Source organism: Sporosarcina sp. SAFN-015, assembly GCF_051966875.1.
In the GTDB taxonomy this organism is placed as follows: Bacteria; Bacillota; Bacilli; order Bacillales_A; family Planococcaceae; genus Sporosarcina.
The window spans coordinates 319,326-334,470 of sequence record NZ_JBQCKP010000001.1 but is presented as its reverse complement, the minus strand read 5'-3'; the positions used below and the strand labels follow the sequence as shown (position 1 = coordinate 334,470).

The 15,145-nt window shown below is 51.0% G+C and carries 15 protein-coding genes and 1 riboswitch; of the genes, 11 read left to right on the top strand and 4 right to left on the bottom strand.

Annotated elements, in window-relative coordinates; genetic code table 11:
- Nucleotides 1–10 precede the first annotated feature (10 nt).
- On the bottom strand, nt 11–646 hold the full coding sequence (locus tag ACTHPA_RS01485) for an RsfA family transcriptional regulator (protein ID WP_440498284.1): 636 nt from the start codon (nt 644–646) through the stop codon (nt 11–13).
- 186 nt (nt 647–832) lie between these two features.
- Here ACTHPA_RS01485 and ACTHPA_RS01480 point away from each other — a divergent pair, with 186 nt between their 5' ends.
- The gene (locus tag ACTHPA_RS01480) at nt 833–2,128 is read left to right on the top strand and encodes an HD domain-containing protein (RefSeq protein ID WP_440498283.1); all 1,296 of its coding nucleotides are present in this window, start codon (nt 833–835) and stop codon (nt 2,126–2,128) included.
- A 1-nt stretch (nt 2,129) separates the two neighbouring features.
- Entirely contained in the window at nt 2,130–2,639 is a 510-nt protein-coding gene (locus ACTHPA_RS01475) for a YwgA family protein (RefSeq protein WP_440498282.1), read from the top strand.
- 68 nt (nt 2,640–2,707) lie between these two features.
- Here the strand turns inward: ACTHPA_RS01475 and ACTHPA_RS01470 are convergent, their stop codons facing one another.
- Complete coding sequence (locus tag ACTHPA_RS01470; RefSeq protein ID WP_440498281.1) at nt 2,708–3,043, bottom strand: hypothetical protein; 336 nt, start codon at nt 3,041–3,043, stop codon at nt 2,708–2,710.
- Nucleotides 3,044–3,103: 60 nt separating this feature from the next.
- A complete protein-coding gene (locus ACTHPA_RS01465; RefSeq protein WP_440498280.1) occupies nt 3,104–3,289 on the bottom strand; it encodes a 2-hydroxymuconate tautomerase in 186 nt (61 codons plus the stop codon).
- Between the two features lie 68 nt (nt 3,290–3,357).
- Between ACTHPA_RS01465 and ACTHPA_RS01460 the strand changes: the two genes are divergently transcribed.
- Nucleotides 3,358–3,888 (top strand): YwhD family protein, encoded by a 531-nt coding sequence (locus ACTHPA_RS01460; RefSeq protein WP_440498279.1) that lies wholly within the window; start codon nt 3,358–3,360, stop codon nt 3,886–3,888.
- Nucleotides 3,889–4,373: 485 nt separating this feature from the next.
- On the opposite strand, the gene ACTHPA_RS01455 is transcribed toward ACTHPA_RS01460, so the two are convergent.
- Nucleotides 4,374–6,431 carry a transglycosylase domain-containing protein gene (locus tag ACTHPA_RS01455; RefSeq protein ID WP_440498278.1) on the bottom strand — a complete coding sequence of 686 codons (2,058 nt, stop codon included), beginning with the start codon at nt 6,429–6,431 and terminating at the stop codon, nt 4,374–4,376.
- 162 nt (nt 6,432–6,593) lie between these two features.
- Here ACTHPA_RS01455 and ACTHPA_RS01450 point away from each other — a divergent pair, with 162 nt between their 5' ends.
- From ACTHPA_RS01450 to ACTHPA_RS01415, 8 genes are all read left to right on the top strand, one after another.
- Entirely contained in the window at nt 6,594–7,019 is a 426-nt protein-coding gene (locus ACTHPA_RS01450) for a DUF1934 domain-containing protein (protein WP_440498277.1), read from the top strand.
- Nucleotides 7,016–8,683 carry an arginine--tRNA ligase gene (gene argS / locus ACTHPA_RS01445; protein WP_440498276.1) on the top strand — a complete coding sequence of 556 codons (1,668 nt, stop codon included), beginning with the start codon at nt 7,016–7,018 and terminating at the stop codon, nt 8,681–8,683. The genes ACTHPA_RS01450 and argS overlap by 4 nt, the downstream gene beginning before the upstream one ends.
- Nucleotides 8,684–9,023: 340 nt before the next feature.
- Nucleotides 9,024–9,206: riboswitch (cobalamin riboswitch) on the top strand.
- Between the two features lie 121 nt (nt 9,207–9,327).
- Nucleotides 9,328–10,305 (top strand): ABC transporter substrate-binding protein, encoded by a 978-nt coding sequence (locus tag ACTHPA_RS01440; protein WP_440498275.1) that lies wholly within the window; start codon nt 9,328–9,330, stop codon nt 10,303–10,305.
- Nucleotides 10,298–11,290 (top strand): FecCD family ABC transporter permease, encoded by a 993-nt coding sequence (locus ACTHPA_RS01435; protein WP_440498274.1) that lies wholly within the window; start codon nt 10,298–10,300, stop codon nt 11,288–11,290. The genes ACTHPA_RS01440 and ACTHPA_RS01435 overlap by 8 nt, the downstream gene beginning before the upstream one ends.
- A 1-nt stretch (nt 11,291) precedes the next feature.
- Nucleotides 11,292–12,758 carry an adenosylcobinamide amidohydrolase gene (locus ACTHPA_RS01430; protein WP_440498273.1) on the top strand — a complete coding sequence of 489 codons (1,467 nt, stop codon included), beginning with the start codon at nt 11,292–11,294 and terminating at the stop codon, nt 12,756–12,758.
- Nucleotides 12,758–13,714 carry an adenosylcobinamide-phosphate synthase CbiB gene (gene cbiB, locus ACTHPA_RS01425; RefSeq protein WP_440498272.1) on the top strand — a complete coding sequence of 319 codons (957 nt, stop codon included), beginning with the start codon at nt 12,758–12,760 and terminating at the stop codon, nt 13,712–13,714. Before ACTHPA_RS01430 ends, cbiB begins: the two co-directional genes overlap by 1 nt.
- Complete coding sequence (gene cobD, locus ACTHPA_RS01420; RefSeq protein ID WP_440498271.1) at nt 13,701–14,771, top strand: threonine-phosphate decarboxylase CobD; 1,071 nt, start codon at nt 13,701–13,703, stop codon at nt 14,769–14,771. The genes cbiB and cobD overlap by 14 nt, the downstream gene beginning before the upstream one ends.
- 1 nt (nt 14,772) lies before the next feature.
- Nucleotides 14,773–15,145: hypothetical protein (locus ACTHPA_RS01415; protein ID WP_440498270.1), on the top strand; the 373-nt coding region annotated here is incomplete at its 3' end.

The window sequence follows — 15,145 nt, the reverse complement described above, 5'->3', positions numbered from 1 at the left end:
AACCGCCGGATCAGTGATTGATCGGCGGTTCTTTCGATACTAGATTTCCGTTTCGCTCCATCGTGAAGACGGGAGCCGTGCGCTCGGATTCATCTTCCAAAGTGACGAGGCGGCGTGCCCGGTTCATGATTTGGACGAATTGTTCGTAATCGTTGCGGAGTGTTTTATTCTCCTGCTGCAGTTTGTCGATCTCTTTTTGGAGAGATTCAACTTTGTCGTTTGCCATTTTAGCAGTCTGCTTCCATCTGAGTGATTCAGAGTCGCCTCCGCCTGTATGGTGTAAACGGATCAAATAAGCAATGACTGTATCGAGCGATAAAGCGGATAGAGGGATAGCTGTCCTTTCCTCTTGATCGACTCCTGGCGCAGGGCTATATAATTGCTGGCTGCGTCGTTTGAAGTCCGCGCCTAGTACGCGCATTGCCTGCTTCCGTTCTTTTTTCGCCTCTGCCAGTTCTTTCTCGTAATCGCGGCGGACGACTGCATTCCATCTGAAACCGCACGCGGCCGCGGTTCTGTTGAGCGCATCTCCGACCTCTTCGAATGCGCTTAGCTGTGTACTTCCTTCCCGGACGTGCCGCAGCACCGTCTCGGCTAATAAAATATCATTTTCCTCAAGCCAAGCATCCTGTCTAACTTTCACCATCTCCTTGCCTCCTGCCATGTTCATAGTCTCTTTCTTACGGTCAGTGTGCACAGTGTGTAAGCCTTTTATTCATCCAAACTGGAACAGAGATAAAAATAATTGCATTCATTTCAATGAAACCTTCCTTTTCTCTCGCTCACTTTTTGATATACTTAAGAAAATGCGTCGACGGAGGTGGATGAATAAGTGGACTATAAAAATGAAAAGCTTTTCGAAGAGAAAGTATTCAAGGATCCGGTCCACCGGTATATCCATGTGCGCGACAAAGTCATATGGGACGTCATCGGGACGCGGGAATTCCAAAGGCTCCGAAGGATCCGGCAGCTCGGGACAACGTATCTCGTTTTCCACGGAGCGGAACATAGCCGCTTCCAACACTCGCTCGGCGTCTATGAAATTGTGAGGCGGATCATTGACGACGGCTTCAGCGGACGTGAGGAATGGAATGACGAAGAGCGATTATTGACGCTGTGCGCTGCTTTGCTGCATGACCTCGGCCACGGCCCGTTTTCGCATGCATTTGAAAAGGTGTTCACGCTCGATCACGAGAAGTTCACGCAGGCGATTTTGACAGGAGATACGGAAGTGAATGAAGTGCTGCGCCGCGTCTCGCCTGATTTTCCGCAAAGGATCGCGGACGTCATCGGCAAGACATATCCGGACAAGCTCGTCGTCAGCCTTATTTCAAGCCAGATCGATGCCGACAGGATGGATTATTTGCAACGGGACGCCTATTACACTGGTGTTTCCTACGGACACTTCGATATGGAGCGGATTTTACGAGTCATGCGGCCTGCTGAAGAACAGGTAGTTATTAAGTTTAGCGGAATGCACGCAGTGGAAGATTATATAATGAGCCGCTACCAAATGTATTGGCAAGTCTATTTCCACCCTGTTTCGCGAAGCGCGGAAGTCATTCTCATGAAAATCCTGCATCGAGCAAGACATCTACATAACAGCGGTTATTCTTTTACGTACGAGCCTGTTCATTTCAAAGCGTTCTTCGATCGGACATTCGGTCTAGAGGAGTACATCATGTTGGATGAAGGTGTGCTTACGACGTATTTCCAATGGTGGCGCAAGGAAGAAGACGCCGTATTGGCGGATTTGTGCGACCGTTTCTTGAACCGAAGACTGTTCCAATATGCCGAGTTCGATCCGGCGACAGAATACCGGAAAATCGGCGAGCTTGAGAGGCTGTTCAAGGAAGCGGGCCTTGATCCGGAATATTATCTTGTGACAGATTCCTCGTCCGACTTACCGTATGATTTCTACAGGCCCGGTGAAGAAAATGAACGCGTGCCGATCTATTTGCAAATGCCGAACGGCGAGCTGAGCGAGCTGTCGCGATCATCGGAAATCGTCGATGCCATTTCAGGCAAACGGCGGACCGACCATAAAATATATTTCCCGGAAGACCTTTTGGAATCAAAGGAAAATCCTTTATATGATAAGATTTTACGAATGTTAAGAGGTGAATAAATTGCTGCAGGAACATGCAAGAATTGTGCAATTCATTGCCATGGCGGAAGAAGTGAACGGGCGGAAGAAATTGCAGAAGATGATTTATATCGCGAAGAAGATGGAATTTCCGTTCGCCGAAAAATACGAGTTGCATATGTACGGCCCCTATTCGGAGGAATTGACGCTCCGTGTCGAGGAGCTTTGCGAAATGGGCTTCCTATCGGAAAGCTGCACGGACAAGGGCTCGTACGTTCAATATAGCTACAATGTGACAGAAGAGGGCGGCCAGTTCCTCGAAACAGCTGATGCGCCGCATGAAAAACTTGCGGACTGCATCCGTCGGCTAAATGACAAAAGCTCTCGTTTTTTGGAGCTTGTGTCGACTTTGCTTTATTTCGATTACTTGCCGAAGGACGAGCAAATCGCCAAAGTGCATATTGTGAAAAATAAACTGAACTTCACCGAAGACGAAATGCAAGCCGCATTTGATTTCATTGCGGAGCTGCGGGCGTGCTCGAGTGTTGCATAAGTTACGGAAATCCCCTTTTGCCAAGGGGATTTTTTTGTTGGAATCGCGACATGGGGCAGGGGGTTAAATTAGGGCAAGCCCGCATCCAAAGCGTTCCCTCGCACGTCCAAAGCAAGTCTGCGCGCGTCCAAAGCAAGCCCCCGCGCGTCCAAACCGAGTCTCCGCGCGTCCAAAGCAAGACTCCGCACGTCCAAAGCAAGTCGTCGCGCGTCCAAAGTGAGCTGCCGCGCGTCCAAAGCAAGATGCCGCGCGTCCAAAGTGAGCCCCCGCGCGTCCAAAGCAAGTCGTCGCGCGTCCAAAGCAAGTCTCCGCGCGCCCAAAGCGAGTCTCCGTGCGTCCAAAGTGAACCCCCGCGCGTCCAAAGCAAGCCCCTGCGCGTCCAAAGCAAGTCGCCCCGCGCCCAAAGCCATTCCCCAGCAATAAAAAACGACGCGAGAATCTCGATTCTCGCGTCGCTCCAATTATTATTTATCGCTATAAAGCTTTCCGGCAACGCCGTAATGGTTTTTCGGCATATCCTCGATGAAAACTACAACGTTTTCAACAGGCGCGCCAGTCGTTTCTGCAACAGCGTCCGTCACTTTTTTAACCAAATTGCGCTTCTGTTCTTCCGTACGGCCTTCAAGCATTTTCACGGTTACATATGGCATACTAGTTCCCCCTTTCGCCTAAACTTATGTATAGTGTATATAATAGCAGAGTGGGAGGGGTTATAGGAATGACGAATGAGCAGAAACCGAAAAAGAAAATGGGATTCACCATCATAAAAGATGATCCGACTGATGGACATAAAGGGTTCGGCATCGGATCATTGTCACTCGAAAACGTCTCGCCGGTCATCGTCGATATCGAAGAAGGGGAGGCGCGCATCGAAATCGGGGCGATGCATGCTCGAAGCGATACGGAGCGCGGCGTGAAATTCACGACGAACCGCGAAGATTCGGAAGGCGGCAAACCGTACTGGCTCGTCTGGGTGACGATCGATTTCAAAGAGGACGGCCCCTATTATGCAGGTGTTACCGCATGCGAAATGGTCGTGAACCGCGAAAAGCGCAGAGGGTATAAAATTTTGGCGGATCATGTGAATAAAATGGACAAATCGATGAAGCGGAATATTATTGTAGATCATATGGACGACAAGTCGAAGCAGATTCTCGCGGACTTCCTGTCACGCCACAATCATGAAATGTGGGAGCGCAGCGAACCGAAACTACGTATCGATCTTGGTGTCGATTCACCTGAATTATGAACAAACTGTGAAATTTGGTGACTTCTGCGACTTATGAGGTTGAATGTCTTGGAAAAAGGAAGTACACTGAACTTACAGCTTGCAATTGTAAGCTAGGACAACCGAAGTATGCGGCGCTAGCCAATTTGATGGTTCTACATAACCCAAGCGAAGAGCCATGATGTGCGAAACCGTGTTCAACGGTAAAAAAGCTTTGCCTCACTGATTTAATTCAGAAGGCAAAGCTTTTTTGATTTTCTTCCTTTGCTTTTGTTCATCGTCCAGACTCCGGGCGCTAGCTCATAAGGCAAAGTTGCTATGCAAATCTTGATAGTGATTGTGCTCGCAAAAGCCGTTCTCCGTAACGGCTTTCGCTTTTGTCATCATCCAGCTCCGGACGCCAGAAGCTCGGGGTCATAAGTCAAAGCTGCTCTGTGGCAAAAGGCGCCACGCCCGCATCTTCGCCTTATGCCCGTCGCTTCTAGGCAGGCGCCCTTCGCTTTTGTTCATTCAAAAAACGAAAACGGGAAAAGTTCGAACGTGCCTGAATCATCGTCATCGCCGTTGCGCTCCTCGCGCAAGTTTTTGTCGGTGCAAAGCTTTTGCGGCATGTCTTTTTCCTTCAAATACATAAGCCGCTGTTTCGGACATTCGTTCACCGCGATGCCGCCGGTTTCGACGTCGACGATGACGCCGTTCACGCCTTTTGGAGGGATGAACGGTTCAGGGGTTTTGCCGGCATGCACCGTCTCCATGAAGTCGATCCATATTTTCTTCGTGGCGGATTTGTCTTCAAGCTCCGTCAATTGCTGCCCGACGTCGTATCCCGTCCAAATCCCCGCTGTCAGCGAAGGGGTGTAGCCGATCAAATACTGGTCGGAAATCGTCGTCCCCGATTTTGCGGCGTACGGCCTTTTCTGCTTCGAGCGCATCGACAGCCCCGTCGAAACGGAGTAGTCGTTGAAGACCGGGTCGAACATGCCTGTCATTAAATGGGTGAGCACGAATGCGTCCTGCTCGGTAATGACCCGTTTCGTGCTTTTCTTCGGCTGCTCGTACACTGTTTTCCCATCTGCATCGGTGATCGATAAGATCGTCGTCGGTTCCACTTCCAGCCCGCCCGAGGAAATCCGGTTATAGGCATTCGTCATTTCAAGCAGCGTAACGGTTGAAGTGCCTAACGCGACTGCCGGGGATTCTTGGAATTTGACATCAAGACCAAGCTTCTCCGCCATTTTATTGAACTTTTTATACCCTACATCTTCAAGCGTTTTCACAGCGTAAACATTATCCGAGATGGCGATCGCCTGGGCGAGGGAGATCGGATGGCCCGCAAACTTGCCGTTAATATTTTTCGGCTCATACGTCGAACGGCCTTCGTCATATGTGAAAATCGTCCGTTCCGTCGACATGAATGTGAGCGGATTATAGCCATCTTCGAGCGCAGCCGCATACAAAATCGGCTTCATTGCAGATCCTGGCTGCCGTTTCGCCTGCGTCACCCGGTTGAAGGGACTTTCTTTGTAATCAATCCCGCCGACGAGTGAAGTGATATTCCCAGTTTCAGGCTCCATTGACATGAAACCGACTTGCAGCCCGCTATCCGGCATCCATTTATCAATGTATTCCTCGGCTGTCTGCTGATGCTGCATATCGAGCGTCGTTCGGATCGTCCAGCCGCCTTCAGCTGGATAGCGGCCTTTTTTACTCAAAATCCGTTCCGCTTCCCGCCACACTTCATCCAAAAAGTATGGGGCGACACGCTTCATATCCTTCCAATCCTCTGTTTTGAGCGTCACTGCCACATCTTCCGCACGTTGTCGTTGTGCATTTGTTATGAACCCTTGATTTTCCATCAGGGAGAGGATCAGCAATTGACGATCACGGGAACGCTCAGGATTATCCAGAGGATCGTAAACGGACGGACCTTTCGCGATCGCCGTAATCACTGCGGCTTCCTCGAGCGTCAAGTCCTCCGCCGACTTTGCAAAATAAAACCTGCTCGCCGCCTCGACGCCATACATCCCATGACCGAAATAAACCGTATTCAAGTATCCTTCCAAAATGACGTCTTTATCGTAAAAAGTTTCCAACCGATACGCATAGAGCGCCTCTTTTATTTTTCGATTCCACGATTTTTCATGTGTCAAAAACAAATTCCGGGCATACTGCTGAGTAATGGAGCTTGCGCCTTCCGCTTTCCGCATCGTCTTTATGTCTTTCAACACGGCTCCGGCAATCCGTTTGTAATCAAACCCGTTATGTTCGTAAAAATTACGGTCTTCTGTCGCGATGACAGCATCGATCAGAAACGGAGAAATTTCATCAAGATTCACCCAATACCTGCGCTCCGCCGAAAACTTATCGCCGATCTGCTTCCCGTTCTTATCAAGGAACACACTCGCTTTCGGCACGCTCAACGAAGGGGCACCCGTAATTTGCGCGTAAAGCCGAAGACATAGAAACATAGTGAAAAGCGCAGTCAGTGCCGTTACGATCAACAGGGCGATCCGCCGAACGAAATTTTGTCTTTTCTTTTTCTTTATATAATCGACTCTTCTCATACAATCCCTTCTCCCACCGTACTTTCCATTCAGTATGGAACCGGTGCACAAAAGTTAAACGGCATATCGGCGAAAAGCACAGATTTATCGCGATCTATTGGAATAGTGCGGGGAAAAACGATATAATGAATAGATATTTTGAACGTCAAGGGCGGTGCAAGAGTGGAATCAAACATGGAAGGGCAAAACGTCGATGTCCGGCTCGAATCAACGATCCGTCACGTTGGACAGGCTGCTGATAAGCACGAGCTCCAAGCTTCTGGGACGTTGATTGAAAAAGCCGGAAAGACGTACTTGCGATTTGTGGAAGATCTGAAGGGCCAGCAAGTTCGGACGACGGTGAAGTTGGAGGACGGAGACGCGTTAATCATGCGGAGCGGGGCTGTTCAAATGCGCTTACCGTTTTCTCCAGGCGAAATGAGGCCGGGTACATACGGCAGCGGTCCAGCAACTTTCGATCTCCTCGTGAAAACGACGAAGCTCGAAGTTGGGGCGGACAAATTCACCGCTCATTATGAACTGCATGCGGAAGGTGCAATGCTAGGCAGGCACGAATTGACGATTTACTTTACGGAGGGACAAAAATGAACGCAGTTGAAAAGATACAACAGGAAATAAAAGACGCATTCCGCGAGGCAGTTCTCGCTTCAGGACTTGCTGATGAATCGGCAATGCCGGATATCATACTCGAGACGCCGAAAAACAAAGACAACGGGGATTATGCTACGAATATCGCGATGCAATTGACGAAGATCGCGAAAAAGCCGCCTCGTGCAATTGCAGAAGCGATTCTTGAAAAATTGGACACGTCCTCGACTTCCATCAAGGAATTGGAAATTGCGGGTCCAGGTTTCATTAACATCAAGCTGAAAAGCGATTACTTAGGGGAAGTCGTCAAAACGGTACTTGCCCAAGGAGCGGATTACGGTCGTTCGACATACGGCAAAAATGAAAAAGTCCAAGTCGAATTCGTCTCTGCAAATCCAACGGGGGACTTGCATTTAGGTCATGCGCGCGGCGCTTCAATCGGGGATTCATTGTGCAATATCCTCGATTTCGCAGGCTTTGACGTGTCACGGGAATATTACATCAATGACGCGGGCAATCAAGTGAATAACTTGGCCCTTTCAGTCGAGGCGCGATACTTCCAAGCATTAGGTCTTGAAAAAGAAATGCCGGAGGACGGCTACCATGGACAGGACATCATCGATATCGGTGAGAAGCTTGCGGAGGAATTCGGCGACAAGTACGTAAACGTCGGCGAAAAAGAGCGTCAGGAGTTTTTCCGGAAGTACGGCCTTGATTTCGAATTGGCAAAGTTGAAGAAGGACTTGGAAGACTTCCGTGTGCCGTTCGACAACTGGTTTTCGGAAACATCTCTCTACACAGACGGCAAAATCGGCATCGCTCTCGATAAATTGCGTTCGAATGGCCATGTATTTGAAGAAGACGGAGCAACTTGGTTCCGTTCGACGACATTTGGCGATGATAAAGACCGTGTCCTCATTAAAAATGACGGCTCGTACACGTATTTGACGCCGGACATCGCATACCATGAGGATAAATTGCGCCGCGGCTTCGATAAGCTCATCAATATTTGGGGAGCAGACCACCACGGCTACATTCCACGGATGAAAGCGGCGATCGAGGCACTTGGCTACGACCGCGATACGCTTGAAGTGGAAGTTGCGCAAATGGTGCAGCTATATAAAGACGGCGAGAAATTCAAAATGAGCAAGCGTACCGGAAAAGCGGTCACGCTGCGTGAACTCGTTGAAGAAGTCGGCTTGGACGCTGTCCGTTATTTCTTCGCGATGCGCTCCGCCGATTCACAAATGGACTTCGACTTGGATTTGGCGATTTCGCAGTCGAATGAAAACCCGGTTTACTATTCGCAATACGCGCATGCCCGCATTTCATCGATCCTTCGCCAAGCGGAGGAAAAGAATCTTGCCGCTTCAACGGATCATGTTGATTTATTGCAAGCAGAAAAGGAATTGTCGCTGTTGAAGAAAATCGGCGACTTCCCGCGTGCCGTCAGCGATGCAGCAAGACTCCGCTCGCCGCACCGGATTACGAACTATATCCAGGAGCTGGCCGCAGAATTCCACAGCTTCTACAATGCTGAAAAAGTTCTCGACCCGGATAACCGCGACCTGTCCGAAGCACGTCTCGCACTCATCACAGCAACACGCACGACAATTGCGAATGCGCTGAAACTCATCGGCGTTGCCGCACCGGAAAGAATGTAAAATGTTGCGCCCCTCTGAATGTGGAGGGGCGTTTTATTGTGCAACGCAATGAATGCGGATCGCAACGCAAACAAGTGGGATCGCAACGCAATCAATTCAGTGCGCAACGCAATCAAACGAGCGCAACACAAACAAATGGGATCGCAACGCAATGAACCGGAATCGCAACGCAATCAAACGAGCGCAACACAATCAACGGGACCCGCATCGCAACCAACCCGACCCGCAACACAATCAATCGGCCTCACAACACAACCAACTCGACCCGAAACACAATCACCCCCCGCAAAACCCCCTCGACATCGCACGAAACTGTAGTATAATTAATCCGAACATCAATTACATAACCAAACATGAAGGTGCCCCGCCGTCAACGCCGGGGTTAAAAGGGAAGCCGGTTTGATTCCGGCGCGGTCCCGCCACTGTAAGTGCTCGCAAGCCGCAACATGCCACTGGATTTTCCGGGAAGGCGCGGTACGCGATGAGCATAAGCCAGGAGACCTGCCTTCATGAGTCACCCGTACCCTACGAGGATAGGTTTGGTGGAAATCGGCGCGTCCTTTCGTAGCTGTATTTTTACTAAGCACATTCCTCCGTTCACAAAACGGGGGATTTTTATTTGGAACAAACAGGAGGAAATCAGAATGAAAAAGTTTTGGCAACTTTGGCTAACAGCAATCCTTGCGGCATTCTTGCTAACGGCATGCGGCACGGATGATGCAAAGAAAGATGACACACCGGTAAACGGCAGCTCGCAAACAGACGATCAAACGGCTGAGGAAGTAGCAGAATTCCCGGTCACATTAACAGATGCAGTCGGCAATGAGATTACAATCGAACAAGCACCTGAGACGATCGTCTCCATGATTCCGAGCAACACGGAAATCTTATTCGCACTCGGCTTGAATGATGAAATCGTCGGTGTCAACGATTGGGACAATTATCCAGAAGAAGCACTCGAAAAAGAGAAAATCGGCGGACAGGAATTCAACGTTGAAAAGATCGTCTCGATGACGCCGGATGTCGTCTTCGCGCATGAGTCCATGCTCGGCACAGGCGACGAAGGGCTACAGCAGCTCCGAGACGCAGGCATTAACGTATTCGTCGTGAAAAATGCCGCCGATTTTGAACAGACATACGAAACAATCGAAACGATCGGCAAAGCTACAGGTAAAACGGAAGAAGCCGCAACAATCGTAGAGGACATGAAAGCGAAAGTCGAAGAAGTCCTTGCAAAAACAGCAAACGTTGAGAATAAAAAACGCGTATTCATCGAAACATCTGATGCACCTGAAATTTATGCACCGGGTAAAAATACGTTCATGCAGCAAATCCTAGACATGATCGGAGCGGAAAACGTTGTGACAGAAGAAAACTGGGTTATGATCAGCCCGGAAGAAATCGTCAAGCAAAATCCTGACGTCATCATCGTCATGTACAGCTATGTGCCGGATATCGTCGAAAGCGTGAAAAACCGTGACGGCTTCAGCGACATTACTGCGGTGAAGGAAGACCAAGTCATCCAAGTCGACGAAAACTTGACGAGCCGTACAGGCCCGCGTCTAGCGCTCGGTCTTGAAGAAATAGCGAAGGCTATCTATCCAGAGGCATTCAGTGAATAAATCGGCAATTGCCTACATCGTGTCTGCCGCCACATTGATTGTGGCGGTATGGCTCGGTGTTTCGATTGGAAGCGTTAAAATTCCGATCAGCACGTTTTGGGATTCGTCGGATACGACAGCGACTAATATCTTATGGAAAATCCGGATGCCCCGTGTCATATTAGCAGGGCTCGTCGGTGCGGCGCTCGCAATTTCCGGAGCCGCTTTCCAAGGATTGCTGAAAAATCCGCTCGCAGACCCATACACACTCGGAGTGTCATCCGGCGCCTCGGTGGGTGCTGTCGTGACACTCTTTTTCGGTTTATCGATTCCAATTTTAGGCACATACACATTACCGGTGTTCAGCATGACAGGGGCGGCTTTGACGATGTTCCTCGTCATCGGATTCGCAAAGCTTGTCGACCGTTCGATGAAAATGGAGACGATCATCCTTACCGGAATCATCTTCGGTTCTTTTCTTGGCTCCGTCTTGTCGCTCATGATTGCGCTTACGGGTGAAGAACTGCGTCAAATTATCGGCTGGCTCCTCGGAAGCGTGTCGATGCGCGGCTGGAATTATATCGTTATGGTGCTGCCGTTCGTCGTCATCGGTTCCTTCATTCTCTGGGTGAACCGGAGGGAATTGAACGCCATGCTGTTCGGGGAGGAACGCGCCCATCATTTAGGCGTCAACGTGAAACGCCGGAAATTCATGATCCTTATCGGCGGCTCCATCCTGACGGGTTCGGCTGTCGCGGTATCCGGAACGATCGGCTTCGTTGGCCTTGTCGTCCCGCATATGACGCGCCTCATGTGGGGGTCCGACCACCGGCATCTGCTCACTTTGTCATTCATGAACGGCGCAAGTTTGCTCATCATTTGCGACCTGATCGCCCGGACGATCATCTCGCCATCGGAACTACCAGTCGGCGTCATTACGGCATTCATCGGAGCACCAGTGTTCGCGTACATTTTCTACAGACAGAGAAGGAAAGGGGCCATGTAACATGCTGCAAGTCGACAATCTCGCGGGAGGATACGGTAAAGAGCCGATCGTCAACAACATCTCATTCCGTGTGAATGAAGGAGAAATCCTCGGCATACTCGGCCCGAACGGCAGCGGCAAATCGACGTTGCTGAAAATCATTTCGGGCATCTTGCCGGCTAAAACTGGAACCGTCCTGATCGACGGGCAGGACGCCTCGGTTTATTCCCAAAAACAGTTCGCGAAAAAGGTGGCGGTCCTTCCGCAGCTCCATGCGCATGCCTTCTCGCATACCGTTAAAGACACCGTCGCGCTCGGCCGGTATCCGCACCAGACCGGGCTTTTTTCGTCCTGGTCCGATGAAGACGAGCGGGCGGTGACGGAAGCGCTCGAATACACAGGCGTTACACGCTACAAAGATACAGCGATCGAACTGCTTTCAGGGGGCGAACAACAACGGGTCTTCGTCGCACAAGCGCTCGCGCAAGAAGCGCCGATTCTATTGCTCGACGAACCGACGAATCATCTCGACATCGCCCACCAGCAGCAATTGCTCGACACGATCCGCAACCACGCCATCGAAAAGGGTGTCACCGTCATCTCCGTTTTCCATGACGTCAACCTTGCATCGCTTTATTGCGACAGACTGCTTCTCATGGAAAAAGGGGAAATCGCCATGATCGGCGACCCGCAAGACGTCATCCGAGAGACGACGATCGGCAAAGTGTATAACGCGAGAGTTAAAACGCAGCCCCATCCGGAACTGCCGAAGCCGCAAATGACGCTTCTCCCTCACAAAATCGAGGAAAACGACCCGTTCACTGTCAATAAAGGACACTTCACCGTCACTGCGGAACGCGTTTCATTACAAGTCAACCAACCATTGAAAACGGTATCGTCCGCTGTCGTGAACGCTGGTCTCGGCTGGTACCGCGCATTCGTCAACCGCCACGTAGACGTGAATTATAACTGCGACGACGTCAAAGCGGAAATGTCCGCCTATCTCGAACAGCACGGCTACTCATTAACCGACACTGTCGGCATGATGACCGCCGTTACGACAGAGCATGCGGAAATCGGGGAATACGAAGGCGACTTCGGCACAGTTCTCGTCATGGTGACGGCTGGCGTCGGCAATGCCGTCGACGTCTCGCAAGCTGTTGAAAGAGAACAACGAATCGGCACGATCAATACGTGGGTCATCGTCAACGGAGAGCTGCCCGAAGAAGCTTTCATCCAGGCGATGATCACCGCAACCGAAGCGAAAACGAAAGCGCTTCATACCGAAAACATCAAAGACCCGCTCACCGGAACAATCGCGACCGGCACATCGACCGACAGCCTCCTCGTAGCAGCGACGCAAGAAGGGGAGCATCTGCCGTACGCAGGCCCGATCACGCCGCTTGGCAAATTGATCGGCCACGGCGTCTACGACTGCACGATCCGCGCGATACAGGCGTACAAAAAAGCGAAAGGCTGGACGTCATAATGCAAGCCCATTTTGTTGCAATCGCGATCGGGTTCTTCCTCGACCGCATTATCGGGGATCCCCCGAACTGGCCGCATCCCGTCCGCTGGATCGGCACACTCATCTCGAAGCTCACCGCGGTCCTGAACAAAGGGCGCGCCCGCATACTTAAAGGCGCTGGAATGCTGTTCATTACTATGTTCCTCGTCACAGCGATCGTTCTTGCGATCGTCTGGTCAGCCTACCAACTACATATCGTTGTCGGGATCATCGTCGAAGCCGTTCTCATTGCAGTCGGACTCGCCCAGAAAAGCTTGAAGGACGCCGCGATCGACGTGTACGACCCGCTTGAAACTGGTAATCTGGAAGAAGCTCGGACGAAGCTTTCGTGGATCGTCGGCCGCGACACCGACAAGCTGCAAGAAAGCGGGATTGCCCGCGGCGCAATCGAAACGGTATCGGAAAATGCGGCAGACGGCGTTACATCTCCATTGTTTTGGGCATTTCTGTTCGGCGCACCGGGATTATGGATGTACAAAGCTGTGAACACGCTCGATTCAATGATTGGCTACAAAGATGATCGCTATCGTGAATTCGGCAAGTTTTCCGCGCGCGCCGATGATGTCATGAACTTCATCCCCGCAAGGATTACGGGATTCCTCATCCTCGTATTCACTCCGAATGAAGGGGGAATCCCTTTCCGGAAGCGGTTCATCGGCTGGAGCAAGGATGCGCGGAACCATCCGAGCCCGAACAGCGGTTTTCTGGAAGCGGCGACTGCGTGGCAGCTCGGCGTGAAATTGGGCGGGAAAAGTACATACCGGGGAATTGTTTCCGAACGGCCAGAAATCGGTCCGGGGCTGAAGTCGTTGAAAGCGGCGCATATCAAATCGGCGATCGCGCAAATGCATGCTGCATCTTTCGCCTTTTGGATACTTATGACGATTATTGGAGTGATTTTCTATGCAATTGCCTGAACATGGGGCGAATCCCCACCACGTTTACGAGAAGCTCGGCATGACACCGCCGGCGCGGATACTCGATTTTAGTGAGAACTGCAATCCGGCGGGACCTCCGCGGGCTATCATCGATCTATGGCCGAATCTTATGACGCGATTACACGCCTACCCAGACCCGGCTGGCGAGCCTTTCCTGTCGAGGGTGGCAGAATATCATGGTGTTCCGAAGGCATCGGTGTTTGCTGGCAACGGTGCGGCGGAAATCTTGTCGCTCATCGCAGAACGGTACCGAGGGAAGCAGGCAATCGTCGTCCACCCGACGTTTTCGGAATATGAAGCGACATTGCAGGCAAAAGGTGTGGAAATTGAACGGGTCATCGCCTCTGAGTCGGACGACTTCCGCTTGCCGGTAGAAGCCATTTTGGCTCGCCTGACGGAAGTGTCCGTCGTATACATATGCACGCCAAACAATCCGACGGGCATCATGCCGAAGCGGGAGGATTTACTTGAGGTCATTCGGAAGGCGAAGGAAGTGGAATGCGAAGTCGTTCTCGACGAGGCGTTCATCGATTTCATTGACGAAAGCAGGTCGTTCATTCAAGAGTTTAAGGATTTTCCACATGTCATTGTCGTGCGCTCAATGACCAAGATGTACGCAATTCCCGGCATCCGCCTCGGATATGTCGTTGCGCATCCGGATGTCATAGCGGGGCTGAAATCGGCGGCGCCGCATTGGAATGTCAATGGGATGGCGGCCGTGATCGGTGCGGTTTGTCTTGGCGAAGAAGCGTATCGTGAAGCGGCGATCCGACACGCTCAGGTGGAACGTGAGAAAATGACGATCTTCCTGAAAAAATTCGGTTGTACGGTGACTGAATCAGAAGCAAACTTTCTGTCGTTCAAACCGCATGATGCCGGAAAATTGTATAAGCATATGCTTGCAAAAGGCATCGTCCTCCGCCATTCTGAAAACTTCCACGGGATGGACGGACGCTGGCTGCGGATTGGGATGAAAAGTGGGGAGGAAATGGAAGAATTGCGGAAAGAGCTCGCAGGCGCGCTCATAAATAATTGACTTGTGCTCAAGAATTCGTTTCTGCGCTCAACACAAGCGGACACGCGCTCAAGAAACTGTTTCCGCGCTCAACAGAAGCGAACTCGCGCTCAAGAAACTGTTTCCGCGCTCAACAGAAGCGGATTCGCGCTCAAGAAACTTCTTCCGCGCTCAACAGAAGCGGATTCGCGCTCAACAATTCGTTTCCGCGCTCAACGCAAGCGGATTCGCGCTCAAGAAATCGTTTCCGCGCTCAACAGAAGCGGATTCGCGCTCAAGAAACCGCTTCCGCGCTCAACAGAAGCGGACTCGCGCTCAAGAAACTGTTTCTGCGCTCAACAGAAGCGAACTCGCGCTCAAGAAACTGTTTCCGCGCTCAACAGAAGCGGACTCGC

Bases quoted from the DNA above. Each gene is read 5' to 3' on its own strand.
- ACTHPA_RS01485 (WP_440498284.1), bottom strand. From the start codon at position 646: ATGGTGAAAGTTAGACAGGATGCTTGGCTTGAGGAAAATGATATTTTA.
- ACTHPA_RS01465 (WP_440498280.1), bottom strand. From the start codon at position 3,289: ATGCCATATGTAACCGTGAAAATGCTTGAAGGCCGTACGGAAGAACAG.
- ACTHPA_RS01460 (WP_440498279.1), top strand. From the start codon at position 3,358: ATGACGAATGAGCAGAAACCGAAAAAGAAAATGGGATTCACCATCATA.
- ACTHPA_RS01455 (WP_440498278.1), bottom strand. From the start codon at position 6,431: ATGAGAAGAGTCGATTATATAAAGAAAAAGAAAAGACAAAATTTCGTT.
- argS (WP_440498276.1), top strand. From the start codon at position 7,016: ATGAACGCAGTTGAAAAGATACAACAGGAAATAAAAGACGCATTCCGC.
- ACTHPA_RS01440 (WP_440498275.1), top strand. From the start codon at position 9,328: ATGAAAAAGTTTTGGCAACTTTGGCTAACAGCAATCCTTGCGGCATTC.
- ACTHPA_RS01430 (WP_440498273.1), top strand. From the start codon at position 11,292: ATGCTGCAAGTCGACAATCTCGCGGGAGGATACGGTAAAGAGCCGATC.
- cbiB (WP_440498272.1), top strand. From the start codon at position 12,758: ATGCAAGCCCATTTTGTTGCAATCGCGATCGGGTTCTTCCTCGACCGC.
- cobD (WP_440498271.1), top strand. From the start codon at position 13,701: ATGCAATTGCCTGAACATGGGGCGAATCCCCACCACGTTTACGAGAAG.